At 64.4% G+C, this 24,354-nt stretch carries 21 protein-coding genes, 1 tRNA gene and 2 pseudogenes; 11 read left to right on the plus strand and 13 right to left on the minus strand.

The window, feature by feature from the left end; translation table 11 throughout:
* Together ABIA45_RS11930 and ABIA45_RS11935 are read left to right on the plus strand one after the other, a co-directional pair.
* On the plus strand, nucleotides 1–747 hold the full coding sequence (locus ABIA45_RS11930; RefSeq protein WP_404652126.1) for an SDR family NAD(P)-dependent oxidoreductase: 747 nt from the start codon (nucleotides 1–3) through the stop codon (nucleotides 745–747).
* A 7-nt stretch (nucleotides 748–754) separates the two neighbouring features.
* Entirely contained in the window at nucleotides 755–1,147 is a 393-nt protein-coding gene (locus ABIA45_RS11935) for a GFA family protein (RefSeq protein WP_404652128.1), read from the plus strand.
* A gap of 8 nt (nucleotides 1,148–1,155) precedes the next feature.
* On the opposite strand, the gene ABIA45_RS11940 is transcribed toward ABIA45_RS11935, so the two are convergent.
* On the minus strand, nucleotides 1,156–2,052 hold the full coding sequence (locus ABIA45_RS11940) for a DMT family transporter (RefSeq protein ID WP_404652130.1): 897 nt from the start codon (nucleotides 2,050–2,052) through the stop codon (nucleotides 1,156–1,158).
* An 87-nt stretch (nucleotides 2,053–2,139) separates the two neighbouring features.
* Between ABIA45_RS11940 and ABIA45_RS11945 the strand changes: the two genes are divergently transcribed.
* The 3 genes from ABIA45_RS11945 (at nucleotide 2,140) to ABIA45_RS11955 (ending at nucleotide 4,244) form a co-directional block, all read left to right on the plus strand.
* A complete protein-coding gene (locus ABIA45_RS11945) occupies nucleotides 2,140–3,000 on the plus strand; it encodes a LysR family transcriptional regulator (RefSeq protein ID WP_275500100.1) in 861 nt (286 codons plus the stop codon).
* Nucleotides 3,001–3,077: 77 nt separating this feature from the next.
* Complete coding sequence (locus tag ABIA45_RS11950) at nucleotides 3,078–3,758, plus strand: site-2 protease family protein (RefSeq protein ID WP_275500102.1); 681 nt, start codon at nucleotides 3,078–3,080, stop codon at nucleotides 3,756–3,758.
* A 63-nt stretch (nucleotides 3,759–3,821) separates the two neighbouring features.
* Complete coding sequence (locus ABIA45_RS11955; protein WP_157282410.1) at nucleotides 3,822–4,244, plus strand: hypothetical protein; 423 nt, start codon at nucleotides 3,822–3,824, stop codon at nucleotides 4,242–4,244.
* A 33-nt stretch (nucleotides 4,245–4,277) separates the two neighbouring features.
* On the opposite strand, the gene ABIA45_RS11960 is transcribed toward ABIA45_RS11955, so the two are convergent.
* From ABIA45_RS11960 to ABIA45_RS11980, 5 genes and pseudogenes are all read right to left on the minus strand, one after another.
* Nucleotides 4,278–4,958, minus strand: coding sequence for a TonB family protein (locus tag ABIA45_RS11960; protein WP_404652133.1), 681 nt, complete (start codon nucleotides 4,956–4,958; stop codon nucleotides 4,278–4,280).
* 111 nt (nucleotides 4,959–5,069) lie between these two features.
* Complete coding sequence (gene exbD / locus ABIA45_RS11965; protein ID WP_036001202.1) at nucleotides 5,070–5,525, minus strand: TonB system transport protein ExbD; 456 nt, start codon at nucleotides 5,523–5,525, stop codon at nucleotides 5,070–5,072.
* A gap of 3 nt (nucleotides 5,526–5,528) precedes the next feature.
* On the minus strand, nucleotides 5,529–6,461 hold the full coding sequence (gene exbB, locus ABIA45_RS11970) for a tonB-system energizer ExbB (RefSeq protein ID WP_157282259.1): 933 nt from the start codon (nucleotides 6,459–6,461) through the stop codon (nucleotides 5,529–5,531).
* Nucleotides 6,458–6,686, minus strand: a pseudogene (locus ABIA45_RS11975) (PKHD-type hydroxylase); the annotation flags it as partial. The gene exbB and the pseudogene ABIA45_RS11975, both read right to left, overlap by 4 nt.
* Nucleotides 6,687–6,812: 126 nt before the next feature.
* Nucleotides 6,813–7,074, minus strand: a pseudogene (locus ABIA45_RS11980) (hypothetical protein).
* A gap of 410 nt (nucleotides 7,075–7,484) precedes the next feature.
* On the opposite strand from ABIA45_RS11980, the gene ABIA45_RS11985 reads away from it, so the two are divergent.
* Genes ABIA45_RS11985 through ABIA45_RS11995 form a run of 3 tightly spaced genes read left to right on the plus strand, consistent with a single transcriptional unit; the run spans nucleotide 7,485 to nucleotide 12,424 of the window.
* On the plus strand, nucleotides 7,485–8,657 hold the full coding sequence (locus tag ABIA45_RS11985) for an efflux RND transporter periplasmic adaptor subunit (protein ID WP_275509499.1): 1,173 nt from the start codon (nucleotides 7,485–7,487) through the stop codon (nucleotides 8,655–8,657).
* Entirely contained in the window at nucleotides 8,654–11,797 is a 3,144-nt protein-coding gene (locus tag ABIA45_RS11990) for a multidrug efflux RND transporter permease subunit (protein WP_157282260.1), read from the plus strand. The genes ABIA45_RS11985 and ABIA45_RS11990 overlap by 4 nt, the downstream gene beginning before the upstream one ends.
* 60 nt (nucleotides 11,798–11,857) lie before the next feature.
* A complete protein-coding gene (locus tag ABIA45_RS11995) occupies nucleotides 11,858–12,424 on the plus strand; it encodes an invasion associated locus B family protein (RefSeq protein ID WP_404652135.1) in 567 nt (188 codons plus the stop codon).
* A gap of 9 nt (nucleotides 12,425–12,433) precedes the next feature.
* Here the strand turns inward: ABIA45_RS11995 and ABIA45_RS12000 are convergent, their stop codons facing one another.
* The 6 genes from ABIA45_RS12000 to ABIA45_RS12025 all read right to left on the minus strand — a co-directional run bounded on the left by ABIA45_RS12000 (nucleotide 12,434) and on the right by ABIA45_RS12025 (nucleotide 17,778).
* Nucleotides 12,434–12,796: a DUF1428 domain-containing protein gene (locus ABIA45_RS12000; RefSeq protein ID WP_157282262.1), complete on the minus strand. Its 363-nt coding sequence runs from the start codon at nucleotides 12,794–12,796 to the stop codon at nucleotides 12,434–12,436.
* A 171-nt stretch (nucleotides 12,797–12,967) separates the two neighbouring features.
* A tRNA-Gln gene (locus tag ABIA45_RS12005) sits at nucleotides 12,968–13,041 on the minus strand.
* Between the two features lie 158 nt (nucleotides 13,042–13,199).
* On the minus strand, nucleotides 13,200–14,102 hold the full coding sequence (rnz, locus tag ABIA45_RS12010; RefSeq protein WP_404652137.1) for a ribonuclease Z: 903 nt from the start codon (nucleotides 14,100–14,102) through the stop codon (nucleotides 13,200–13,202).
* A gap of 51 nt (nucleotides 14,103–14,153) precedes the next feature.
* Nucleotides 14,154–15,137 carry an antibiotic biosynthesis monooxygenase gene (locus ABIA45_RS12015; RefSeq protein ID WP_404541746.1) on the minus strand — a complete coding sequence of 328 codons (984 nt, stop codon included), beginning with the start codon at nucleotides 15,135–15,137 and terminating at the stop codon, nucleotides 14,154–14,156.
* Nucleotides 15,138–15,147: 10 nt separating this feature from the next.
* Complete coding sequence (gene guaD / locus ABIA45_RS12020) at nucleotides 15,148–16,545, minus strand: guanine deaminase (RefSeq protein WP_404652138.1); 1,398 nt, start codon at nucleotides 16,543–16,545, stop codon at nucleotides 15,148–15,150.
* Between the two features lie 15 nt (nucleotides 16,546–16,560).
* Nucleotides 16,561–17,778 (minus strand): multidrug effflux MFS transporter, encoded by a 1,218-nt coding sequence (locus ABIA45_RS12025; RefSeq protein WP_271547173.1) that lies wholly within the window; start codon nucleotides 17,776–17,778, stop codon nucleotides 16,561–16,563.
* A 508-nt stretch (nucleotides 17,779–18,286) separates the two neighbouring features.
* Between ABIA45_RS12025 and ABIA45_RS12030 the strand changes: the two genes are divergently transcribed.
* A complete protein-coding gene (locus ABIA45_RS12030) occupies nucleotides 18,287–18,871 on the plus strand; it encodes a DUF1349 domain-containing protein (RefSeq protein WP_157282267.1) in 585 nt (194 codons plus the stop codon).
* Nucleotides 18,872–18,915: 44 nt separating this feature from the next.
* Here the strand turns inward: ABIA45_RS12030 and ABIA45_RS12035 are convergent, their stop codons facing one another.
* On the minus strand, nucleotides 18,916–19,545 hold the full coding sequence (locus ABIA45_RS12035) for a TetR/AcrR family transcriptional regulator (protein WP_157282268.1): 630 nt from the start codon (nucleotides 19,543–19,545) through the stop codon (nucleotides 18,916–18,918).
* 200 nt (nucleotides 19,546–19,745) lie between these two features.
* On the opposite strand from ABIA45_RS12035, the gene ABIA45_RS12040 reads away from it, so the two are divergent.
* Both ABIA45_RS12040 and ABIA45_RS12045 read left to right on the plus strand, forming a co-directional pair.
* Nucleotides 19,746–20,990 carry an efflux RND transporter periplasmic adaptor subunit gene (locus ABIA45_RS12040; protein ID WP_271547176.1) on the plus strand — a complete coding sequence of 415 codons (1,245 nt, stop codon included), beginning with the start codon at nucleotides 19,746–19,748 and terminating at the stop codon, nucleotides 20,988–20,990.
* A 161-nt stretch (nucleotides 20,991–21,151) separates the two neighbouring features.
* Complete coding sequence (locus tag ABIA45_RS12045) at nucleotides 21,152–24,340, plus strand: efflux RND transporter permease subunit (protein WP_404652141.1); 3,189 nt, start codon at nucleotides 21,152–21,154, stop codon at nucleotides 24,338–24,340.
* The last annotated feature ends 14 nt before the right edge of the window (nucleotides 24,341–24,354 follow it).

Raw genomic sequence — 24,354 nt, forward strand, 5'->3', positions numbered from 1 at the left:
ATGAACAAGATCGATCTCAATGGCCGCGTCGCGATCGTCACCGGCGGCGCGCAGGGCTTTGGCCGCGCCATCACCGAGCGCTTCGTCGCCTCCGGCGCCAAGGTCGCGATCTGGGACTTTGACTCAGGCTTGGCCGAGAAGACGGCAAGGGAGATCGGCGGCGAAACGAAAGTCTTCAAGGTCGACGTCACCGACACTGCGGAGGTGGAGCAGGCCCGCGATGCGACGCTGGCCGCCTTCGGCAAGATCGATATCCTCGTCAACAATGCCGGCGTCGCCGGCGTCAACAAGCGGGTCTGGGAGACCGAGCTCGAGGAATGGCGCAAGGTGCTGCGCATCAACCTCGACGGCCCCTTCATCGTCTCAAAGGCGATCGTGCCCGAAATGCTCAAGCAGAAATACGGGCGCATCGTGAACATCGCCTCGATCGCCGGCAAGGAAGGCAACCCGAACGCCGCGCACTATTCGGCCTCCAAGGCCGGCCTGATCGCGCTGACGAAGTCGCTCGGCAAGGAGCTCGCCGCCCATGACATCCTCGTCAACGCGGTGACGCCGGCCGCCGCCAAGACCGCGATCTTCGACCAGATGACGCAGCAGCATATCGACTTCATGCTCTCGAAAATCCCGAAGGCACGCTTCGTGCTGGTGGAAGAGCTCGCCGCGATGGTGGCCTGGCTTGCATCCGAGGATTGCGCCTTCTCGACCGGTGCGGTGTTCGACATCTCGGGCGGACGCGCGACCTATTGAGGACATCATGACCCGCGAAGGTGGTTGCCTGTGCGGCGCGGTGCGGTTCAAGGCGGAGGGCGAGCCGCTCAACGTCCGCATCTGCCATTGCCGCATCTGCCAGAAGGCGATGGGATCGCCCTACTTCGCACGCGCGCAGTTCGACCAGCGCGCGCTCAGCGTCGAGGGCGAGACCGCCCGCTACGCATCGTCCGAGAACATCGACCGCGTGTTCTGCAAGCAGTGCGGCACGCGCCTGTTCGCCTGGCGGCGCAACGGCACGCTGGCAGGCGTGGCGCTCGCCACGTTCGACGATCGCAATGCCTTCGCCCCGACCGAGCACATCTGGGTGAGCGAGAAGCTCGCCTGGGTGAAGCTCAACGACGGTCTGGTGCAATATCAGACGACCATCCCAACGTGAGGTCGCGATCAGCCTGAGGCGCCAGCCGCTTCGATGCGCCGTTCCGTTGTTGCGATCCAGATCCCGGCAAACACCGCAACGATGCCGGCCGCCAGATTCCAGCGCAGCGGCTCGTTCAGCAGCCAGGTGCCGACCAGCGATGCCGTGATCGGGTTGACCGTCACCGAGATTGCGACGCGCGTCGGCGTCGTCCGCTCCAGCGCGAAGGCCCAGAGATAGAAGGTCAGCGCCGCGCCGAAGGCACCCAGATAGAAGGCTCCCAGCCATTGCGGCATGCCGAAGCCGGCGACGGGAGCAAAGCTGTCGCGGACATACGAAAGCAGGATGAGGCAGGATGCACCCGCCGCCATGCTCATGGTCGTAAAGGCGATCGGGCTGGAGCGACGGATCAGCGGCTTCGACCAGATGCCGTAGAGCGCCATGCACAGCGCAGCCGCCATCATCAGCAGATCGCCACGCCAGGCGCCTGACGGCGCCGAGGCGAGGTCGGAGAGCAGCGCGACCGCAACGCCAGACGTCGCAGTCACGACGCCGATGGATTTGCGCCAGGTCAAGGCTTCGGCGCCGAGCGCGGCCCCGATCACGAGCGACAGCAGCGGCAGCGTCGATAGCGCGAGCGCGCCGCGCGCCGCCGTCGTGAAGATCAGCGAGGCGTTGAACAGGATCGGGAACAGCGCGAAGAAGAGAATGCCAAGTCCGACGGCGGCGGCCCAATCCCCCCGCTCCGGCCAGCGATCGCCGCGCAGCAGCGCCAGAGGCAGCAGCAGGACAAAACCGATGCCGAACCGGAACGAGCCGATCGCGAGCGGATCGAGGCTGTCGACGAGATAGCGCGTCGCGCCGACCGAGGTCCCGCCGAGCCCGCTCGACAAAACGGCAGCAAGAACGCCAATGATCTCGCCCACGAATCCTCCCATCGACTTTGCGGGCAGCATAGGAGGCGCGCCAAAACGGGGAATGGAATTTGCGTCATAGCAGGATAAGCTTTCGTCATGACCTCGCCTGATCTCGACCTCGACCTTCTGAAGGCCTTCCTCGCCGTTGCCGAGCATCGGTCGTTCACGCGCGCGGCCGCGATGTTGAACCGCACCCAATCGGCGGTGAGCGTCCAGATCAGGCGTCTCGAAGAACGGCTGGATCTCAGGCTGTTTCACCGCACGAGGTCGGGCGTGGCACTGAGCGCGGCCGGCCGGGAGCTGCTTGCCTATGCCAAGCGGCTTCTCGAGCTCAATGCAGAAGCGGTCGATGCGCTCCGCAAGCGCGAGGCCATAATCCGCCTCGGGGTGATGGACGATTACGGCACCATCGTCGTTCCATCGTTGCTGGCGCAATTCGCCAAGATCCATCCGGAGATCCGGGTCGAGATCGAGACCGGGCTGACCGCCACGATGCCGGCCCGGCTCGGCGAGGCCTATGATCTCGTCATCGCCATGCATCCGGAAGGACACGGCGAGGGCGAGCTGCTGCGGCGCGAGCAGGCGGTTTGGGCCGCAGCCGCGTCATACTCGGCTGGGGCGCCGCATGACACGCTGTCCGTTGCGCTCTATCCGCCGGGCTGCCTGTTCCGGCAATGGGCCACTGAGGCGCTTGATGCTGCCGCCCGCCCCTGGCGGCTCGCCTTCGTCAGCCGGACCCTTGCGGCGGTCGAAGCGATTGCGGCACAGGGCCTGGCCATCACGGTCGTGAAGGCCGGCACCCTGCCGCCTCGCCTCCGAGTCCTCTCGGAACGCGACGGCCTGCCGCCGCTGCCGGCCGCGGACATCCGCCTCCACCGCGCGAGCAATCTGTCGCGGCCGGCCGCATTGCTGGCAAATCATCTGCAACGGGCAATTTCGGAATCGAACGCCATATAACGATGGATCGCAGAGGTGTGTGGCCCTATACGGCCAGCTTTGCAAATCGCGCGGGCCGAAACGAAACGGATGAGCTGGTGAACATTTCCTTCTATGACCTTTCGGTGTGGGTGCTTCCCCTCGTGCTCGCCATCACCTTCCATGAGGCCGCGCATGCCTTCGTCGCGGACCGGCTCGGGGACAACACGGCCGCGCAGCTCGGCCGCGTCAGCTTCAATCCTATCAGGCATATCGACCCGTTCGGCACCGTCATCCTGCCGGCGATGCTGCTGTTCGCGCATTCACCGTTCCTGTTCGGCTACGCCAAGCCGGTGCCGGTAAACTTCCGCAAGCTGAACAATCCCAGGCTCGACATGGTCTGGGTAGCGCTGGCCGGACCCGCCACCAACATCCTGCTGGCGCTCGCCACCGCCCTCGCCTTCCATGCCCTGCCGCTGGTGCCCGCGAGCGCGGCGAAATGGGTTGCCGACAACCTCAAGAATGCCCTCATCATCAACGCCATCCTGGCCGTCTTCAACATGATGCCGATCCCGCCGCTGGACGGCGGCCGCGTCGCGGTTGGGCTGCTGCCGCGGGCCCTCGCCTTTCCGCTGGCCCGGCTCGAGCCGTTCGGTATGTTGATCCTGATCGGGCTCTTGATCCTGCTGCCGCTGGCGGGCTCGCAGTTAGGTCTAAATCTTGATGTTATTTCAGCAATACTGCGGACGTTGACCGGTTATGTGATTCAGGCTGTTCTCTTCCTAACCGGCAATGCGTAGTTGAACCGGAACACCCGAACACGAGCCGAAAGGCCAGAGGCCGACTTGGTCAAAGCTGCCGATATGCTGATCGCGCGACGCGCCGACACCCGCGCCCGCGCCGATTTCGCCACCTGGAAGATGATGGCTAAGCTCAACGGGGCGTCCGCGCTGCCTCCGGAGGCCCAAGAGTTCCTGAGCAGCTACAGGAACCTGTTGGCGCAGATGAGCGAGGGCGAAGCCACCGAGGCCACCATCGGTGCGATCTACAAGGCCTATTACGTCGAGATGGGTGGCGCTGGAACACCGCCCGATGTCCGTCCCCGCCAGGCCGAGCCGGCAGCGGATAATGTTACCGCTTTCCGGCGTCCGGCGCCGAAGCCGAAGAACGCTGGCTTCTTCGCGACAGGCGCGGCCAGCGGAGCCCAGAAACGCCCCCTCCCGGTCGCGCTGATCTTCGCCTGCTTGGTGGTGGTCTATGTCGGGATCCGGCTCTACTGGCGCTGAGCCGACTTCTTGTTGGCGGTCTTCTTCGATTTCTCAGGCGCGAAGTTGATCTCGAGGGTGCGCTCGAAACGCTCCTCGGTCAGTTGAACCGGGAGGCGGCTCGAAAGGATCCGCCTTGCGAACCATCGAGATCGCAGCTGCATCGTAGGCGGCGTCGCCGGACGAGGCGATCACGTCGACCGAGACCACATTTCCCTTTCGGTTGAGCGCGAAACTCACCGTGACCTTCTGATTGGCGTTCTCTCTGCCTTCCGGATTGATCTGGTGCTGCTTGATACGCGCACTGATTTTCTTGTTCCAGTCCACCGTGATCTTCAGGATGTCCTTGCCGAGCCCAACCACCGGCGCCAGGGCCTTTTCGGCCTCGCGCGTTGCGTCCTCGAACGTTTGCCGGGCCATATCAACCTGCTTTGGGGCAGCCTCCATGGCGGGCGTTTCAACGGCAGCCGCCTTTGGATCGTCGTCCTGCTCCTTCTTCGCAACCTTTTCGCTGACAATGCGATCAGGATCCTCGGCCTCTTGCGGTCGATCTTGAGGAAGTTCTGTCTCCTTCAGTTCAGCCTTCTGCTCCGGAAGCTCCGGGCGCTCCTCTTGTGCCGCGGAGTCGTTTGGTCCGGTCGGCAAATCGGATTCCTGAGCCTCCGGCGAAGCCATCTCGACCGCGAACTCGGCTCCGGCCGCGCCGAGACCATCGCCGTCGTCGTCGCCGTGCAAATGCGCCAGCGCGAGCGCAGCACCGCCGAGATGCAGGGCGAGCGCGGCGGCCGCCGCCAGGATCCAGAGCTTCCGGGATGGTCTCGGTTCGTCCGCCATCGTTCCGTCTTCTTAAGGCTGGGCGGCGCCTGCCACAGGCGCCCCCGGTGCGCCTTCCAGCGCGACCAGCTTCACCCGCGTATAGCCGCCCGAGCGCAAGAGCTCCATCACGCCCATTAACTCGCCATAGGGCACCGAGCGATCGGCGCGCAGGAAAACGTACTTGTCCTTGCTCATCTCGGAAAGGCCGTCGAGGGTTCCGATCAACTCGGCCCGGTGAACGGCGTTCTCCCCGATCGCGAGCGTCAGATCGGGCTTGATGCTGAGATAGGTCGGCTTGTCCGGCTTCTTCTGCGGCGTCGCACTCGACGTCGGCAGATCGATCGGCAGGTCGACCGTGGACAGCGGCGCGGCGACCATGAAGATGATCAGCAGCACCAGGATGACGTCGATGAACGGCGTGACGTTGATGTCATGCGTTTCCGAGAAATCGTCGTCGTCATCATTGTCTGCGAGGGAAACGGCCATGGTCTACTCCGCCGCGCGCGAATGCACGCTGCCGTGGCTGCGGTCGAGATCGCGGGACAGCAGCCGCCCCGCCGCGCCCGAGGCGCGGCTGACGAGCTCGAGATAGCCTTTCGTCACGCGCGAGAAGTGGTTGTAGATGATGACGGCGGGAATGGCAGCGACGAGGCCGATCGCGGTGGCGAGCAGCGCCTCGGCGATGCCGGGTGCGACCACGGCGAGATTCGTGGTCTGCGACTTCGAGATGCCGATGAAGCTGTTCATGATGCCCCAGACCGTGCCGAACAGGCCGACGAAGGGCGAGGTCGAGCCGATGGTCGCGAGCACGCCCATGCCGATCCGGATGCGCCGCTGCTCCGCACGCACGATCTCTGAGAAGCTCGAGGCCGCGCGCTCCTTGATGCCGGCATCGCTGGACAGGCCGGCCGACATCCGCGCTTCGCGCAACGCCGCGGCAAGGAACGACGGCAGGATGCCCTCCTTGGTGCCGAGCGCCATCTGCGCTTCGGCAAGCGAGCGCGCCTCCGCAATCTTCTTCAACGCCGAACGCAGCTTGCCGGAGGCGACCGACAGCTCGATCGACTTGGCGATGAAGACGGTCCAGGTCATCAGCGAAGCGAAGGCGAGCCCGATCATCACCGCCTTCACGATGACGTCCGCCGACATGAACATCACCCAGGGCGACAATTCCTTCATGGCCGCCGCCTCGGGCTTCGCACTCGCGGGATTGGCGGCCACCGGGGCGGCGCCCACGACGGCGGGAGCCGTCGAGGCCGCAGGCGCAGCTGCCGGGGGGACGGTTCCGGCAGCGGACGGCTGAGCCGTCGATGGGGCCGGTGCCGGCGGGCTCTGCGTCTGGGCGGAAACGGGGGATGCGAGCCAGGCAGACGCCAGCATCAAGGCTGCGGCAAGGCTTGCTTGGAAGGACATGGTCTTCATACTTCGGCCCAGTAGCGAATGAGATTTGTGCTAGATACCCGTCAATTTGACCGTTTCGGGATCGTCAAGCCCGAGCCGTTCCACCAGCGCCTGAATCGCGGTGTCGAGGTCAAAGATCATGCTCCGGGCTTGATTGTCCCGTATCATGCTCTGAAGCCAGAAGAAAGACGCAACCCGCGTCGCCCTGGTCACGGGAGCGATGAGAGGTGCTGGAGGATAGAGCACAAGGCCCTCCAATTCCTGTCGTTCACACGCGTCGAACGAATGTCGGCTGTTGGTATCGGCCACACAATTGCAGGTCAATGCGTGCCGTTCGCGAGAACCCTTGAATAGATCAAGATCAAAACGATTCTAAACTGCCCCGCTCTCTGAGCGAAGGGTGCGTCCTAGACGCAAATCGATTGCTGGCCACTCGATCGCCGCTCTGGGTTTCATCAGCCACAGCAACTCGTCGACGGTCTTCTGCGCAACGGAGCGCACGCGATCGGTGCTGTCCATGCCGGCGATGTTGGCGCCGTTGACGACGGCTTTGATCTCGTCGCGAAAGTCGGTGAGAAAGCACAAGGGATCGCGCTGCTCGTTGGCGACACGCGCGATCAATCCCTTTCAGAATCTGTCACGCGATCAGCTTGCCGTTCAGCTCGTCCAGGCTTTGCTCCGTCGATGCGGCGCCGAAATGGGCGATGCCGAAATCCATGGTAACCGAAACGGCCCACGACGCGACTTAGCACCGTTCTTGCGGCAGATCCGAAAGGCGGCGCGGCGCGGGGCCGGTCGTCCCGAGCACACTGCTCCGCGCACTGCGGAAGACTTGCACGCCGGCCGGTCGCGGCGGGAAAACGCGGCATTGCACGTCGCCGCGCCAGCGAGCTGCCTACACGGTGCAAAGCTTTCCAATTGTTTAGGATTCTCACCCGATAGTGCTGTTTACTCTGGAAGTTGGCGTGTATTATACATCATGCTGGAACCGTACGATTGCCCCGATAGTCGTAGCCGAGGGCATACGAGCCGACACGAGACGACATGAACAAGTCCCGGCCGATCCTTTGGCTTCTGATCATCGCGGCCGTGGCTTCTGCGGGCTATTATGGTTGGCAGAAATTCGGCACGTCCGAGGCTGGAAAAACCCAGACCGCACAAAAAGGCCCGCCTCGCCCCTCCGCCGTCCCGGTCAGCGTTGCGCCGGTTCAGAAGACCGACTTTCCGGTCTATCTCACTGGTCTCGGCACGGTTCAGGGCTTTAACACGGTCCAGGTCCGAAGCCGTGTGGATGGCCAGATCGACAAGCTCGAATTCAGGGAAGGCCAGATCGTCAAGCAGGGCGATCTCCTGGTTTCGATCGATCCCCGTCCCTATCAGGCCGCGCTTGACCAAGCCAAGGCCAAGAAGGCGCAGGACGAGGCCAGTCTCGCCAATGCCAATCTCGAACTCCAGCGCGCCACGAAGCTCGGCGAATTCGCCACCGCCCAGCGCGTCGACACACAGCGCTCCACCGTCGCTCAGCTCACCGCCCAGATCGCCGCCGACGATGCCGCGATCTCCAACGCCCAGACCCAGCTCGATTACACCCAGATCAAGGCGCCGATCACCGGCGTGGCAGGCCTGCGTCAGGTCGACATCGGCAACATCGTCAACGCTTCGTCGCAGACCGCCATCGTCACGATCTCGCAGGTCGAGCCGATCGCCGTGATCTTCACCGCGCCGGAAGACCAGCTCCCCTATATCAGCGAGGGCCAGAAGGCCGGCGCGCTCAAGGTGATCGCCTTCACCACCGACGGCAAGAGGACGCTGGCCGAGGGCAAGCTCGCGGTGATCAACAACCAGGTCGACGCGAGCAGCGGCACGATCCGGCTTAAGGCGGTGTTCGACAACAAGGAAAGAACGCTGTGGCCGGGCCAATCGGTCTCGACGCGGCTCCTGGTGCGAACGCTGAAGGATGCGACGGTCGTTCCGGATGACGCGGTCCAGCGCTCCACCAACGGGCTCTATGCCTATACGGTCAACCAGGACAACAAGGCCGAACTGCACAAGATCAAGGTCAGCTATGGCATCGACGGTCATTCGGTCATCGAGGAAGGATTGAGCCCCGGTCAGCAGGTGATCGTCGGCGGACAGTTCAAGGTGCAGCCCGGAAGCCTGGTGTCGACGGCGGTAGCAAGCTCGGATCCGACCCAGAACAAGGTTCGACAGCAATGATCGGGGGCGGGATTTCGGCGCCTTTCATCCGATATCCCATCGGCACCTCGCTGCTGATGGCCGGCATTCTCTTCGTCGGCCTGGTCGCCTATCCCCTGCTCCCGGTCGCGCCCCTGCCGCAGGTGGACTTTCCGACCATTCAGGTCACCGCCAATTTGCCCGGCGGCAGCCCCGAGACCATGGCTTCGTCGGTGGCGCAGCCGCTCGAGCGGCAATTCGCCCAGATTCCTGGCATCGCGCAGATGACCTCGACGAGCTATCTGGGCACGGCGTCGATCACCATCCAATTCGACCTCAACCGCAACATCGACGGCGCCGCCAACGACGTACAGGGTGCCATCAACGCGGCCAGCGGCCAGTTGCCGAGGAACCTGCCGTCGCCCCCGACCTACCGCAAGGTCAACCCCGCCGACGCGCCGATCCTGCTACTGTCGGCGACATCGGAGACGCTGCCGCTGACCAGCGTCAGCGATGCCGTCGACACCCAGCTCGCCCAGCAGATCAGCCAGCTCTCGGGCGTCGCCCAGGTCTTCATCGGCGGCCAGCAGAAACCCTCGATCCGCATTCAGGTCGATCCCGCAAAGCTGGTCGCCAAGGGCTTGTCGATGGAGGACATCCGCAGCCAGATCGCGATCACCACGGTCGACAGCCCCAAGGGCAATATCGACGGCGAGAAGCGGGCCTATACGATCTACGCCAACGACCAGCTCACCCACGCGAAGGACTGGAACGACGTCATCATCGCCTATCGCAACGGCGCTCCGTTGCGAATCCGCGATATCGGCCAAGCGGTCACCGCTGCCGAAGACGCCAAGCAGGCGGCGTGGGCCAACGGCAAGCGCGGCGTGTTCCTGGTGATCTTCAAGCAGCCCGGCGCCAACGTCATCGAAACCGTCGACAGGATCAAGGCGACCCTCCCTCGTCTCGTGGCGGCGATCCCGCCCGCGATCAAGATCGAGCTCATCAGCGATCGCACCGCGACCATCCGTGCCGCGGTCGAGGACGTCCAGTTCACGCTGCTCTTGACCATTGTGCTCGTGGTCATGGTCATCTTCATCTTCCTGCGCAGCTTCTGGGCGACGGTCATTCCTACCGTCACGGTTCCGCTGGCGCTGCTGGGCGCGTGCGCCCTGATGTGGCCGGTCGGTTATTCGCTCGACAATCTGTCGCTGATGGCGCTCACCATCGCGGTCGGTTTCGTGGTCGACGACGCCATCGTGATGCTCGAGAACATCACGCGCTACATCGAGGAAGGCGACTCGCCGATGGAGGCCGCCTTCAAGGGCTCCAAGGAAATCGGCTTCACGATCGTCTCCATCAGCATCTCGCTGGTCGCGGTGCTGATCCCGCTGCTCCTGATGGGCGGCATTATCGGGCGCCTGTTCCGCGAATTCGCCGTGGTGCTGGCGATGACGATCTTCGTTTCGATGTTCGTATCGCTGACGCTGACGCCGATGATGGCCTCACGCTTCCTGCGCGCCCATGGTGAGGTGCAGCACGGCCGCTTCTATCAATGGAGCGAGCGCGCCTTCGACGCGATGCTGCGCGGCTACGAATATGTGCTCGATCACGCCCTCGCCTGGCGGCGCACCACGCTCGCGATCTTCTTCGTCACGCTCGGCCTGTCGATCTACCTGTTCGTGCTGATCCCCAAGGGCTTCTTCCCGCAGCAGGACGTCGGCCTGATCACGGCCACGTCTGAAGCCTCGCAGGACATCTCGTTCAAGGAGATGGTGAGACGCCAGGAGCAACTCGGCAAGATCATCCTGGCCGATCCCGACGTTGCCAGCGTTGCCATGTCGATCGGCGGCAGCGGCCGTGCCGGCAACAACGGCAACCTGTTCATCACGCTGAAGCCGCGCAATGAGCGTGACGCTTCGGCCCAGCAGATCATCGCGCGTCTGCGTCCGCAGTTCGACAAGGTTCAGGGCGCCCGCCTCTACATGCAGGCGGCTCAGGACGTCCGGCTCGGCGGTCGACCGACGCGCACGCAGTTCGAATTCACGCTGCAAGACGCCAATCTGGACGAGCTGAACGAATGGGCGCCGAAGATCCTCGCCAAGATGCAGACACTGCCGGAGCTGCGCGACGTCGCGACCGACCAGCAGACGCAGGGCACGACGGTCCAGCTCAAGATCAACCGCGACACCGCCGCCCGCTACGGCATCCAGCCCCAGCTGATCGACGACACGCTGTATGATTCCTTCGGACAGCGGCAGGTCACGCAATATTTCACGCAGCTCAACACCTACAAGGTGATCCTGGAAGTCCTGCCGGAGATGCAGGGCGATCTCGAGACGCTGAACAAGCTCTACGTGAAATCGCCGCTGACCGGCGACCAGGTGCCGCTGTCGACCTTCGCGAGTTGGACCACCGATCCGGTCCGCCCGCTCTCGATCAGCCATCAGGGCCAGTTCCCGTCGATCACGATCAGCTTCAATCTCGCGCAAGGCGTCGCGCTCGGCCAGGCCACCGAGGCCGTGCAGAAGGCGATGGCGGAGCTCGGGACGCCGCCCACGCTGAATTCGAGCTTCCAGGGCACCGCGCAGGCATTCCAGCAATCGCTCGGCACCGTGCCGCTCCTGATCCTCGCCGCGCTGGTCGTGGTCTATCTGATCCTCGGCATTCTCTACGAGAGCTACATCCATCCGATCACGATTCTGTCGACGCTACCCTCGGCCGGCGTCGGCGCGCTCGCGATCCTGATGGCGGCCGGATTCGACTTCAGCCTGATCGCGCTGATCGGCATCATCCTCCTGATCGGCATCGTGAAGAAGAACGGCATCATGATGGTGGACTTCGCGATTGCCGCCGAGCGCGACGAGCACAAGACGCCGGAGGAATCGATCCGCCAGGCCGCACTGCTGCGCTTCCGTCCGATCATGATGACGACGATGGCGGCCCTGCTCGGCGGCGTGCCCCTCATGCTCGGCCACGGCACCGGCGCCGAAATCCGCCAGCCGCTCGGCTACGCCATGGTCGGCGGCCTGATCGTCAGCCAGGCGCTGACGCTGTTCACCACGCCGGTCGTCTATCTCTATCTCGACCAGCTCAACAACTGGTTCTCGACCTGGGGCCGTTCGGACGACGAAGGCGAGGAGACGCCCGAGCACCGCAGCGTCAAGGAAGCCGCCGAGTAAGCTTGCGCCGCGCCTGCCGCGACGCTACAGCGAGACCCCGGTTCGCAAATGCGGTTTCCCATGCCTGTGCAATCCAGACTTGTCGCCCTTGTCGCTGCTGTCCTGTTGTCAGCGGGCGCAGCACACGCCCAGCAGGGCGCCAAGAAGAACGCCGCGCCCGCCCCGGCCGCGCAGCCCGCGCCTGCCCCGACGCAGGCGCAGGGTGACGGGGCTTCCGGACAGCCCGGCTGGATCGTCCGCTGCACCAGCGCAAGCCGCGACGCGGCGCTCGAATGCGCCATGGAGCAGAACGCGGTGCTGACCAAGACCGGCCAGACCGTCGTCCTGATCAACATCCGCATCGCGCCCGACACCCGCACGCCGATCGCGCTTCTGCAATTGCCGCTCGGCCTCAACCTTCCCGTCGGGGCCAAGCTCCAGGTCGACGAAGGCAAGGCGTTCGATCTCCAGATCCAGACCTGCGAGAACCGCGGCTGCTACGCCTCGACCCCGGTTGCGCCGGACCTGCTCACCGCCTTGCGGTCGGGCAAGCAGCTGAAGGTCTCGTTCCAGAACATGGCCAAGGAGACGATCGCGATCCCGATGCCGCTCGGCGATTTCGCTTCCGCCTACGACAAGATCAAGTAGCGGGCCCCCTCACGTCACGATGTCGCTCGCCCGAAGCAGCGTCGTGAAGCCTCCATAGATCATGCGCTTGCCGTCGAACGGCATGCCTTCCATTTTCAGCCGCGGATCCGCCATCACCTTCTTGTTGATGGCATCGCGGCTCTCGCGGTCCCGATAGACGATCCAGGCGAACACCACGATCTCGTCCTCCTTCGCGATTACCGCGCGCGGAAACGAGGTGAGCTCTCCATAGGGAACGTCATCGCCGATGCATTCGACATAATCGAGCGCGCCGTGCTCCATCCAGATGGCGCAGGCTTGCGTCGCCAGCGCCTTGTAAGCCTCGATGTTGGCCTTCGGCACGGCGAGAATGAAACCATCGACATAGGGCATTTGTGGATCTCCTTGGGTTGTCCAGCCCAAGGACGATACAGCGCGCGGCGATCCGACTTGGAAATGCGAATGTCAGGTGAGGCAAACCGCCGCGTGTGGTGAGGTGCCGGTGAACCTGGCGTCTACGCCCGAACGGTTTGGAACCGCACCGTGGGGAAAACCGCCCGGAATTGGCTGGGGAACCTGGATTCGAACCAAGACAAACAGAGTCAGAGTCTGTTGTGCTACCGTTACACCATTCCCCAACGGAATAGTCGAACAAATTCAAAGGGCTGCTTGATTTGTTCGACTGTGGCCGGGAAGCGCATCGCGCCAATCGCGGCTCAGGCGTGGCAGCCTTCTACCCGCTCGCATCTGGGCTGGCAAGCGCTGCGGTGGACGGCTCGGGTCAGGGCGCGTTTGATCAGACCACGATGTGGTCGAAGTCTGCGGCGATCCGGGTGTTCGGGAAGATTGTTGCCGCCTCGGCGAGAATCTCTGCGTCCTCGTAGCGCCCCGACATATGCGTCAGCACGAGCTGTCCGACCTCGTTCGCGGCGGCAAAGGAGGCCGCTTCTGCCGCGGTGAGATGGCCGTAATTCCGCGCGGTCGGCGCGTCGCGATCGAGGAACGTCGCCTCGATCACCAGCATGTCGGCGCCGGCGACGTATTGCGACAGCCCCTCGGTGGTCTCGGTGTCGCCGATCACGACGAGCTTGCTGCCGCCGCTCGCAGGACCCAGGACGTCTTCCGGATCGATGGTTCGGTCGGCAAGCACGATCGGTCGGCCCGCGGCCAACTCGCCGCGCAACGGACCGTCGGGGACACCGAGCGCGATGAGGCGATCAGGCCGAAGATGACGACGCGCGGGGCTTTGGAAGATGAAGCCGAAGCTGTCGGTGTCGCGGTGGCGGACCGGAAAACAGTCAACGGCGAATTCACCGGTATCGATAGCTCGGCCCTCGGTCAGCGCTTCGAACTGGACGGCAATCGGCGCCCTGCCCGCGCCCCACAGGCCGGCGAGCATGCGGGTGACGAGGTCGAGCGTGCCCGCGCCGCCGTGAACGGTCATTATCTCGGACGTCTGCCGCAAGCCGAGCGTCGAGAACAATCCGGGGATGCCGAGCACGTGGTCGAGATGGGCGTGGGTGAGCAGGATGCGGTCGAGCCGCCGGAAGCCGGCGCCGCTGCGCAGCAGCTGGCGCTGCGTGCCCTCGCCGCAATCGACCAGGACGCGCTTGCCTGCGGCTTCCACGAGGAGCGCCGGATGGTTGCGCTCCGCCGAGGGAACGCTCGCCGATGTCCCGAGAAACGTCAGGGCGAACATGGTCGTCGATATCCCGCGACCGTCCTCCTCCGCGTCAATGGGTTGACGGTCTCACCGTCCCCAATGCCACGCGAGCAGCAGCGCGTACAGGCCCATCGACGCGGCATAGAGCACGGCGAGCAGTACGTACCCCGCGATCTGGCGACTGATCGCAGCCTTCGGCGTCACCCACCAGTCGAGCGCCTTGAAGGCGGCGGGCACCAGCCACCAGCCGAGCAGCTGGGTGCTGACGAGATTGCCGAGGAACAGCGACAGCCAGACCGGCACGCCGTTTCTGTCGATCAGGGGCGCGCTGATGAAATAGCCCCAGAGGTAGACCACGGGATAAAGCACCAGGAGAACGATCAGGTTGCTCTTCCAGATGAAACCGGGCCCTTGCTCGGGGGCCGACGTCTTGCCGGCCGGGAACCAGAAATTGAAGCCATAGCTCGCCCGCTTCACGTTCATGCCGGCGTTGAAGCGCGCCCCCTCCTTCAGCAGCGTCTGCCGCAACGGCGAGTCGAGCCAGGCATTGAGGTTGGCATCAGAATCGAACGACAGGATGATGATCCATTCGTCATGCAGACCCGGAAGCGGCCGCTCGATCTTGTGCCGCAGAAATCCCTTGAACTCGGCCTCCGCCGCCTGGATGCGCTGCTGCCATTTCAGGAACGCGTCCTCGAGCCCATCAGGGACTTTGAATGAGATGACGGCCGAGACCGCGCTGTCGCGCGGGACGCCGGTGTCGGGCAGGATATGGACGTCCTCCGAACCGACGAAGAAGCGCTGCACCTCCGCGATCAGCTTCGCCCGCACCTCGCTCTGCAGCCAGGCACGTGCCGCAGCCGGGCTCGCGAAACGCAGGATCGTCACCCAGTCCACATGCGCCGGCGGTTGCGGCGGCACCACCTCAAGGCTGAGAAAGCCGGGCCAGGTCTTGAGCACTTCGCCGACCTCACCGTTCCACCGGGCGAATGCAGCAAAGCCGTCGTCGGCGATGCGGCGCTGGATGACGAGAGCGACCGGCTGGCCGGCTGTGTCAGGAGATGCGCTCATCGCGGCGACTTCAGCCCTTCTTGTAGAGACGCTTGCCCATCACCCAGGTCTCGTCGACGCAGCGATCGTCGCCGACCATCATGACGGCAAACAGCATGCTCGCGGCCTCGTCCATCGTGCGCGGGCCGGCGCCGTCGGCGATCAGCGATTGATGCCACGCTTGCGCGACCTGCCCGCCGTTCGGATCGAGCGCGACAAAATCGGCCTCCTTGCCGGGCTCGAAATTGCCGAGCTTGTCGTCGATGTAGAGGCCTTCGGCACCGCCGAGCGTGATCGACCAGAAGCCGCGATAGGGCGAGAGCTTGTTGCGCTCGGCTTCCGCGAGATCCTTGCGTGCCGGATCGATGCTGCCGTCGAGCAGCGTGTTGTTGCACATGCCGACCTTGTAGGCGTCGTCGAGCACGGAAATCATCGAGAAGCGGTTGCCGCCGCCGACATCGGTGCCGAACGACATCTTGACGCGATGCTCGGGATCAGTGGCGCGGCCGAGGCGGAACAGGCCACTGCCGAGGAACAGATTCGAGCACGGGCAGAACACCACCGCCGCGCCCTTTTTCGACATGCGGCGGAATTCGTTGTTGGAGAGGTAGACGCCGTGGCCGCCGGAGAATTTCGGACCGACCAGGTCGAACTTCTCGTAGACACCGAGATAATCCTGGCAGTCCGGATGCTCGACCAGCACGCCGCTGCATTCGGCCGGATTCTCGGAGATGTGGGTGTTGACCCAGCAGTCCGGATGCTCCTGCTTGAGGCGCTGACACGCTCTCAGCAATTCCGGCGAGGCACCAAAGGCGAAGCGCGGCGTGATGGCGTAGAGATTGCGCCCCTTGTTGTGGTACTGCGCGATCAGCCGCTTGCTGTCGCGATAGAAATTCTCCGGCGTATCGATGAAATCGGCCGGCGCGTTGCGATCGATCCCGGTGAGGCCCGCGATGACGCGCATGTTGCGCCTGCTCGCTTCCTCGAACAACTCCTCGGTCGAAACAGGCGAGGAGCTCGTGAAGGCCTGGCAGGTGGTGGTACCTGAGGCGAGCAGCGCATCGAGGAAGCGCTTCACGCCCTCGCGCGCGTAATCGCGATCCCGGTATTTGAGCTCTTCCGGGTAGACCCATTTCTGGAGCCACGGCAGGAGCTGCTCACCATAGGCCCCTAACACGCGCGTCTGCGGCAGATGGATGTGGCCGTCGATGAAGCCGGGAACGATGATGCGGTCCTTGATGTGGGTGACCTCGACGCCAGGATGGGCGGCGGCAATCTTGTCATAAGGACCGAACGCCTTGATCACGCCGTCAGTGACGACCATGAGGCCGTCCTGGTGAAAGCGCGCGGCGGCCGGCTCGTTGCCGACGTGCTTCCAGGGATCGTCGACGAAATCGAAGAACGTGCCGCGAATTCCGACCGTGGTCATGATTTGGTTCCTTATTTAACTGTGTGTCGCTTGCCGCGCCGACGGCAGCGAGATCGCGAGCAGCGTCCCCGCAATGGCGCAGAGGCCGAGATAGAGCCATCCGATCGGCGCCTGCGTCGCTTCGGGCAACACCGCCGTGATCGCCATGGCACCGCTCACGGCGAGATAGCAGAGCGCGCTGATGAGGCCGCCGATCAGGCCGTGGTCGCGCTCGAACAGGCCGAGCGCCATCCCGTACATCATCGGGCACAGCACGCCGCAGCCGCCGAGCACCAGCGCGCCGCCGATGGTGATCGACGTAAAATCCAGACCTAGGGTCATGCCCGTTACGCTCAGGACCGCAGAGCCGGCGAGGAACAGCGCGAAGGCGCCGAAGCCCAGCAAGCGCGCCGGCATGACGCGCGCGAAATGCGCGCAGCCGAGCTCGCCGGCGAGATTGACCCCGCCAAGCCCGAGTGCGACGAGGCCGTAGATGGCCGCCGAATAGCCGAGGCCGGTCTGGTAGAAGAACGGCGCGACGACGCCGAACGCCAGCTGCGCGCTGGCCGCCGCGGCAAACACCAGCACGAAGGCGAGGAAGCCCGGGCGGACCAGCGCATCGCGCAAGATACCGGCAGTGCGGCGCGGATCGAATGGCGCACGCCGCTCTGCCGGCAATGTTTCGGGCAGAAGAAATGCGACGATCGTGGTGACGATCGCCGCAGCGATGGCAATGACGACGAAAACGCCGCGCCACGAGGTCAGCTCGACGATGAAGCCGCCGGCCGCCGGCGCCAGCACCGGCGCAAGGCCCCAGGCGGCACCTAACAGGCCGGAGATCGCGGTGAGCTCGCGGCCGCGGAAACAATCAGCTGCGACTGCATAGGCGACGACGAGACAAGTGCAGCCGCCGATGCCTTGCAGGAAGCGCAAGCCAAGCAGCAGCGTCGCGCTGGTGGCGAGCGCACAGGCGATGCTCATCGCGATCAGCACCGACAGGCCTGCGAGCAGCACGTTTCGGCGGCCGAGGGTGTCCGAGGCGATACCGACCGGCACCAGCGCCAGAGACATGCCGAGCATGTAGGCGGTGACGGTGTTCTGCATCGAGGCCGCGTCAGCTGTGAGATCCACCACCATCTGCGGCAGGCCCGGCGTATAGGCATCGAGCGGAATCTGGCTGAACGGCACGACGCACAACAGGATCGGCACGATCCCACTCCTGGCGCGACCGGCGTCCGAAGCAAGTGCAGTCATGGCTTACGCCCCCTCGATGCCCGCAGGCCCCGTCTTTTCGTGCGCGCAATGAGACACGCTGCAGGCTGCGCATATTGACGCGCGGAACGTGCCAGAACTGTATGTAAAAACTCTTAGGGGTTCCGTATCGACACGGTTCGCGGCGCTGGATGATCAGGCTCCGGGCACGCTCAAACAAAAATGCGAAAACAACCCCATGCACAGTACGAATCATTGAAGAATTTCGTGCCGCATGGTGCGGGTCCTGCCGGCGAGGGCCGTTTGACACGTCGGGCAGAACAGGCGCAAAGTTGCATGATCGCCGATCGTGAATCCGCAACTCGCGCCGACGCCGTTAACCGGTCGGAAGCCATGGCTGCTATGAAACGCGAGCCGGCCTCGACATCGGCACCACTGTCGATGGCCCGAGGCCGAACTCTATGCACGCGCGCGATCGCAGTTTGCACGAGGCCATGCTTGTCCGGCAGATGGATCGAGACCCGGCAGGCATCGGCAATCGAGGTTGGAAATGACTCTCCTCAGAAGTGACGGCGTGTGGTTGAACGAACCGAAACGATGGACGGCAGAGGACGATCGCCTCCAGGTCGTGACTGACAAAGGCACCGATTTCTGGCGCGAAACCCACTACGGCTTTAATCGTGACAGCGGGCATTTCCTGGGCTTTCCAACCGGCGAGGCATTCACCGCCAGCTTGCGTGTACAGGGCGACTTCCAGGCGCTCTACGATCAGGCGGGCATCATGGTGCGCATCGATGCGCGACATTGGGTCAAGGCCGGCATCGAACTGTCGGACGGCCGCGCCATGCTTGCAAGCGTGTTAACCGACGAGCGATCGGACTGGGCAACGGCACCCTATGAGCATGATGCCGGAGACTTCTGGGTCCGCGCAACCGTCGCCGACGGCGTCCTTCGTCTACAAGTCTCGTCCGACGGCAAGACCTGGCCTCTCATGCGGCTAGCGCCGTTTCCGGCAGCAAGCTCCTATCTTGTGGGGCCGATGGCCTGCACACCCGAGCGGGCGGGACTGGAAGTCGTGTTCTCGAACTTTCGTCTGACACCGCCGCTTGGAAAGGACCTGCACGACCTGAGCTAAGCGGCCTTGCGATCTATCGCGCTCGCGAGCGGGCAGATCGTCGTTCAGCGCAGCGCCCTGCCACTCGTCTCTATCGCCTCCGCCGACTGCGCCTCGACCGCCTGCACTGCGACATCGGCGACCTGCCGCAGCGCTTCGCGATCGGCGCCTGACGACGCCATCACGCCCATGCCGACCGCCACCGCCGAGACATAGCGCGCGAGCGCGGCCGGATCGGCGCTCTCCTTGAGATCGCCTTCGGCCCTGGCGCGGATGAAGCGGTCGCGGAGCTGGTCCTCGTTCTGGGCGCGGCGCGCGGCGAGCTCGAACGGGACGTTCTCGGAGCCGGTGCCGCAGGCGATGCCACCCTGCACGAGCAGGCAGCCGGGCGGATTGGCGGGATCGGTCTGCTTGTCGGCGATGCCCATCAGCATCCGCTCCGCCACCTCGCGAGCGGTGGGCGCTGCGACCACCTCGTCCATCCAGATGTTGCGCAGCGTGGTGTAGCGGTCGAGCGCAGCCTTCAGCAGGCCTTCCTTGTTGCCGAAGCAGGCGTAGAGACTGGGCGGATTGATGCCCATGGCCTCGGTGAGCTGGGCAATGGTCGCGCCCTCATAGCCATGGCGCCAAAACACTTCCATCGCCTGGTCCAACGCCGTTTCGGCGTCGAATTCGCGGGGGCGTCCCATGCCCATGTGCCTGTCTCCTCGGATTCGGGCGTCCGGTCTCAGCCTAACGCCGGATCCTATCTATTTGTTCTAGCTTTCTTTTTCTTGTGTCTTCCAATCGTTGCGGTATCGGCGTACAATTTTCTTAGTGATTGGTACATAAGTATCTTGCAGTGCGGTATCCAGCTCCACATCTGTAGTGAACACTACATATCTGGAGCGCGCAAATGCATCCCTCCCAAAATACCTCCCGCACCGGCCGTTTCCGCCGCCTTCTGGGCGGCGTCGCCATCGTGGGCGCCCTCGCCGCGGCCGGCTCGATCGTGACCGGCCGCTATTTTCATGCGGCACAAGCGACCGCACCAGCGGCCGCAGCTGAACAAGCCGTTTCCGTCACCGTCGCGATGATCGAGCCGCGGCAGACCGTGCTGTGGGACGATTTCTCCGGCAGGCTCGAGGCGATCAACCGTGTCGAGCTCCGCCCCCGCGTTGCGGGTGCGATCATGTCGGCGAACTTCACCGAGGGCGCGCTGGTGAAAGCCGGCGACGTGCTGTTCAAGATTGATCCCGCTCCCTATGCTGCCGAGGTCGACAAGGCTGCCGCCCAGCTCGAGGCCGCAAAAGCCCGCGTCGTCTTCACCCAGAGCGAGCTCGAGCGCGGCGCGCAGCTCGTCGGCAACGCCGTCGTCACCCGCCGCGACTACGACCAGCGCGACAACGCCAATCGCGAAGCGATCGCCAACGTCAAGGCGGCCGAGGCAACGCTGCAGACCGCAAAGCTCAATCTCGACTACACCGAAGTGCGCGCCCCCGTGGATGGCCGCGTCGGCAAGATCGAGGTCACCGTCGGCAATCTCGTCGCCGCCGGCACCGCCTCGCCGGTGCTGACCTCGCTGGTCTCGGTCAATCCGATCTACGCCTCGTTCGATGCGGACGAAGAGGTGGTGCTGCGCGCGCTGAACTCGATCGCCGATGCTTCCGGCCAACGCGGCAAGCTCGACCAGATCCCGGTCGAGATGACGACCTCGGGCGGCTTGTCCGCGAAGGGCAACATCCAGCTGATCGACAACCAGGTCAACGGCCAGAGCGGCACCATCCGTGTCCGCGCAGTGTTCCGCAACGACGATGGGCGTCTCATCCCCGGCCAGTTCGCGCGCGTGCGCATGGGCCAGCCGAAGCAACAGGCGCTTGTGATGATCGATGAGCGCGCGATCGGCACCGACCAGGACAAGAAGTTCGTGATGGCAGTCGGCGACGATAGCCGCGCCGTCTACCGGCCGGTCACGCTCGGCGGCGCCGTCGATGGGCTTCGCATCGTCACCTCGGGCTTGAAGTCCGGCGACCGCATCGTCGTCAACGGTCTGCAACGCGTGCGTCCGGGCGCCCTTCTCAAGACGGAGGTGGCGGCGATGGGCGCACGGGGGCCGCAGCAGGCGTCGAACCACAGCAACCAGGACGTGGTGCAGCGTTAATGCACCCCGTCATCCCGGGGCGCGCATCGCGCGAACCCGGGATCTCGAGCGTACGAAACTCCGATCACATCACCTCTGGATTCCGGGTTCGCGCTTCGCGCGCCGGGGAATGACGAGTGGAGGTCTCGGAGAACATCAGGATATTGCCCAGGGGCAAGGCCATGAATCTGTCAAAGTTCTTCATCGATCGTCCGATTTTCGCCGGCGTGCTGTCGGTCCTGATCTTCCTTGCCGGGCTGATCTCGCTGTTCGCGATGCCGATCTCGGAATATCCGGACGTCGTGCCGCCCTCCGTCGTGGTGCGCGCGACCTATCCCGGCGCCAACCCCAAGGTGATCGCGGAGACGGTGGCAACGCCGATCGAGGAGCAGATCAACGGCGTCGAGAACATGCTCTACATGTCGAGCCAGGCGACCACCGACGGCGCGATGACGCTGACGGTGACGTTCCGGCTCGGCACCGATCCCGACAAGGCGACGCAGCTGGTGCAGAACCGCGTGCAGCAGGCCGAGCCGCGCCTGCCGGCCGTGGTGCGCCAGCTCGGCATCATCACCAAGAAGTCCTCGCCCGACCTCACCATGGTGGTGCATCTGTTGTCGCCGAACGGCCGCTACGACATGACGTATTTGCGCAACTACGCCGTGCTCAACGTCAAGGACCGGCTGGCGCGGATCGACGGCGTCGGCGACGTCCAGCTCTATGGCGCCGGCGACTATTCGATGCGGGTCTGGGTCGATCCGCAGAAGGCGGCCGAGCACGGTCTGACCGCCAGCGACATCGTGCGCGCGATCCAGGCGCAGAACGTCGAGGCCGCCGCCGGCGTGGTCGGCTCCTCCCCGAACATCAAGGGCATCGATCTTCAGCTCTCCGTCAACGCGGAGGGCCGGCTCGCAAATGAAGAGCAGTTCGGCGACATCGTGGTCAAGACCGGCACGCGCGGCGAAGTGGTGCGCTTGCGCGATGTCGCGCGCATCGAGTTAGGGGCGTCCGAATACGGCCTGCGCTCGCTGCTCGACAACAAGCATGCGGTGGCAATCCCGATCTCCCAGGCGCCGGGCTCCAACGCGCTGCAGATCTCCGACAACGTCCGCGCCACCATGGCGGAGATCAAGAAGAACATGCCGGAAGGCGTGTCCTATCAGATCGTCTACGACCCCACCCAGTTCGTCCGCTCCTCGATCGAGGCTGTGATCCACACGCTCTTGGAGGCGATCGCGCTGGTCGTGCTGGTGGTGATCCTGTTCCTCCAGACCTGGCGGGCCTCGATCATCCCCCTGCTGGCAGTGCCGGTGTCGATCGTCGGCACCTTCGCCGTGATGCACGTGTTCGGCTTCTCGATCAACGCGCTCACCCTGTTCGGCCTGGTGCTCGCCATCGGCATCGTCGTCGACGACGCCATCGTCGTGGTCGAGAACGTCGAGCGCAACATCGAGGCGGGTCTGTCGCCGCGCGATGCCACCTATCAGGCGATGCGCGAGGTCTCGGGTCCGATCATCGCGATCGCGCTGGTGCTGATCGCGGTGTTCGTGCCGCTCGCCTTCATCTCCGGCCTCACCGGGCAGTTCTACAAGCAGTTCGCGCTGACGATCGCGATTTCGACGGTGATCTCCGCCATCAATTCGCTGACGCTGTCTCCGGCGTTGTCGGCGCTGCTGCTCAAGGGCCACAACGAGCCGAAGGACTGGCTGACGCTGATCATGGAGAAGAGCCTCGGCTGGTTCTTCCGCGGGTTCAACAAGGCGTTCGCGCGGTCCTCGGAGAACTACAGCGGCAGCGTCGGCAAGGTGATCTCGCGTAAGTCCGCGATGATGGGCCTTTATGTGGTCCTCGTCGGGCTCACCGCATTTCTATTCCAGCAGGTGCCGAGCGGCTTCGTGCCGGGCCAGGACAAGCAATATCTGGTCGGCTTCGCCCGCCTGCCCGATGGCGCCACGCTCGACCGCAGCGAAGAGGTGATCCGCAGGATGAGCGACATCGCGCTGACCCAGCCCGGTGTCGAGAGCTCGGTAGCCTTCCCGGGCCTGTCGATCTCCGGCTTCACCAACTCATCCAATGCCGGCATCGTGTTCTCGACGCTGAAGCCGTTCGACGAGCGCAAGGATCCCTCGCTCAGCGGCCCTGCGATCGCGGCCGAGCTGAACAAGAAATATGCCGGCATTCAGGAAGCCTTCATCGCCATGTTCCCGCCGCCGCCGGTCAACGGCCTCGGCACCATCGGCGGCTTCAAGCTGCAGATCGAGGACCGCGCCGGTCTCGGCTATGACGCCCTGAATGAGGCCACCAACGCCTTCATTGCGGCGATGCAGAAGGCGCCGGAGATCGCCGGCGTGTTCTCCAGCTTCCAGGTCAACGTGCCGCAGCTGTTCGCCGACATCGACCGCACCAAGGCGCTGCAGCTGGGCGTGCCCGTGACCGAGGTGTTCAACACGCTGCAAATCTACCTCGGCTCCTACTACGTCAACGACTTCAACAAGTTCGGCCGCACCTATTCGGTCCGCGTCCAGGCCGACGCACCGTTCCGCGCCCGCGCCGACGACATCAGGCAGTTGAAGGTGCGCTCGTCGTCCGGCGACATGGTGCCATTGTCGGCGCTGCTCAACATCCGCCAGAGCGCGGGGCCGGAGCGCGCGATCCGCTACAACGGCTTCCTGTCGTCCGATATCAACGCGGCGGCTGCGCCGGGCTTTTCATCGGGCCAGGCGCAGGAAGCAGCCACGCGGATCGCGGCGGAGGTGCTGCCGCCGGGCTTTGCCTTCGAATGGACCGACCTGACCTATCAGGAGTTCATAGCCGGCAATTCCGGCATCTGGGTGTTCCCGCTGGCGATCCTGCTGGTGTTCCTGGTGCTGGCCGCGCTCTATGAGAGTCTGACCCTGCCGCTGTCGATCATCATGATCGTGCCGATGGGCTTGCTCGCCGCGATGTTCGGCGTCTGGATCTCCAAGGGCGACAACAACGTCTTCACCCAGATCGGCCTCATCGTGCTGGTCGGCCTCTCCGCCAAGAACGCGATCCTTATCGTCGAATTCGCGCGCGAGCTCGAATTCGCCGGGCGCACGCCGATCCGGGCTGCGATCGAAGCCAGCCGCTTGCGGCTACGCCCGATCCTGATGACGTCGATGGCGTTCATCATGGGCGTGCTGCCGCTGGTGCTCTCGACCGGCGCGGGCTCGGAGATGCGGCGCGCGATGGGCGTTGCCGTGTTCTCGGGCATGATCGGCGTCACCGTGTTCGGCCTGTTCCTGACGCCGGTGTTCTATGTGCTGCTCAGAACCGTCACCGGCATGAAGCCGCTGATCCATCACGGCAGCGACATCAGCGCGGCGCCGGTCCAGGGGCCTGCCGAGTGAACAGCGTCCCGCCG

This window comes from Bradyrhizobium sp. USDA 336 (assembly GCF_044908355.1).
GTDB lineage: Bacteria > Pseudomonadota > Alphaproteobacteria > Rhizobiales > Xanthobacteraceae > Bradyrhizobium > Bradyrhizobium yuanmingense.

Coding starts and splice junctions, on each gene's coding strand:
- ABIA45_RS12040 (WP_271547176.1), top strand. CDS start 19,746: ATGCATCCCTCCCAAAATACCTCCCGCACCGGCCGTTTCCGCCGCCTT.
- ABIA45_RS11995 (WP_404652135.1), top strand. CDS start 11,858: ATGCCTGTGCAATCCAGACTTGTCGCCCTTGTCGCTGCTGTCCTGTTG.
- ABIA45_RS12035 (WP_157282268.1), bottom strand. CDS start 19,545: ATGGGCATGGGACGCCCCCGCGAATTCGACGCCGAAACGGCGTTGGAC.
- exbD (WP_036001202.1), bottom strand. CDS start 5,525: ATGGCCGTTTCCCTCGCAGACAATGATGACGACGACGATTTCTCGGAA.
- guaD (WP_404652138.1), bottom strand. CDS start 16,545: ATGACCACGGTCGGAATTCGCGGCACGTTCTTCGATTTCGTCGACGAT.
- ABIA45_RS12045 (WP_404652141.1), top strand. CDS start 21,152: ATGAATCTGTCAAAGTTCTTCATCGATCGTCCGATTTTCGCCGGCGTG.
- ABIA45_RS12030 (WP_157282267.1), top strand. CDS start 18,287: ATGACTCTCCTCAGAAGTGACGGCGTGTGGTTGAACGAACCGAAACGA.
- ABIA45_RS11930 (WP_404652126.1), top strand. CDS start 1: ATGAACAAGATCGATCTCAATGGCCGCGTCGCGATCGTCACCGGCGGC.
- ABIA45_RS11990 (WP_157282260.1), top strand. CDS start 8,654: ATGATCGGGGGCGGGATTTCGGCGCCTTTCATCCGATATCCCATCGGC.
- ABIA45_RS11935 (WP_404652128.1), top strand. CDS start 755: ATGACCCGCGAAGGTGGTTGCCTGTGCGGCGCGGTGCGGTTCAAGGCG.
- ABIA45_RS11945 (WP_275500100.1), top strand. CDS start 2,140: ATGACCTCGCCTGATCTCGACCTCGACCTTCTGAAGGCCTTCCTCGCC.
- ABIA45_RS11955 (WP_157282410.1), top strand. CDS start 3,822: ATGCTGATCGCGCGACGCGCCGACACCCGCGCCCGCGCCGATTTCGCC.
- rnz (WP_404652137.1), bottom strand. CDS start 14,102: ATGTTCGCCCTGACGTTTCTCGGGACATCGGCGAGCGTTCCCTCGGCG.
- exbB (WP_157282259.1), bottom strand. CDS start 6,461: ATGAAGACCATGTCCTTCCAAGCAAGCCTTGCCGCAGCCTTGATGCTG.
- ABIA45_RS12025 (WP_271547173.1), bottom strand. CDS start 17,778: ATGACTGCACTTGCTTCGGACGCCGGTCGCGCCAGGAGTGGGATCGTG.
- ABIA45_RS11985 (WP_275509499.1), top strand. CDS start 7,485: ATGAACAAGTCCCGGCCGATCCTTTGGCTTCTGATCATCGCGGCCGTG.
- ABIA45_RS12015 (WP_404541746.1), bottom strand. CDS start 15,137: ATGAGCGCATCTCCTGACACAGCCGGCCAGCCGGTCGCTCTCGTCATC.
- ABIA45_RS12000 (WP_157282262.1), bottom strand. CDS start 12,796: ATGCCCTATGTCGATGGTTTCATTCTCGCCGTGCCGAAGGCCAACATC.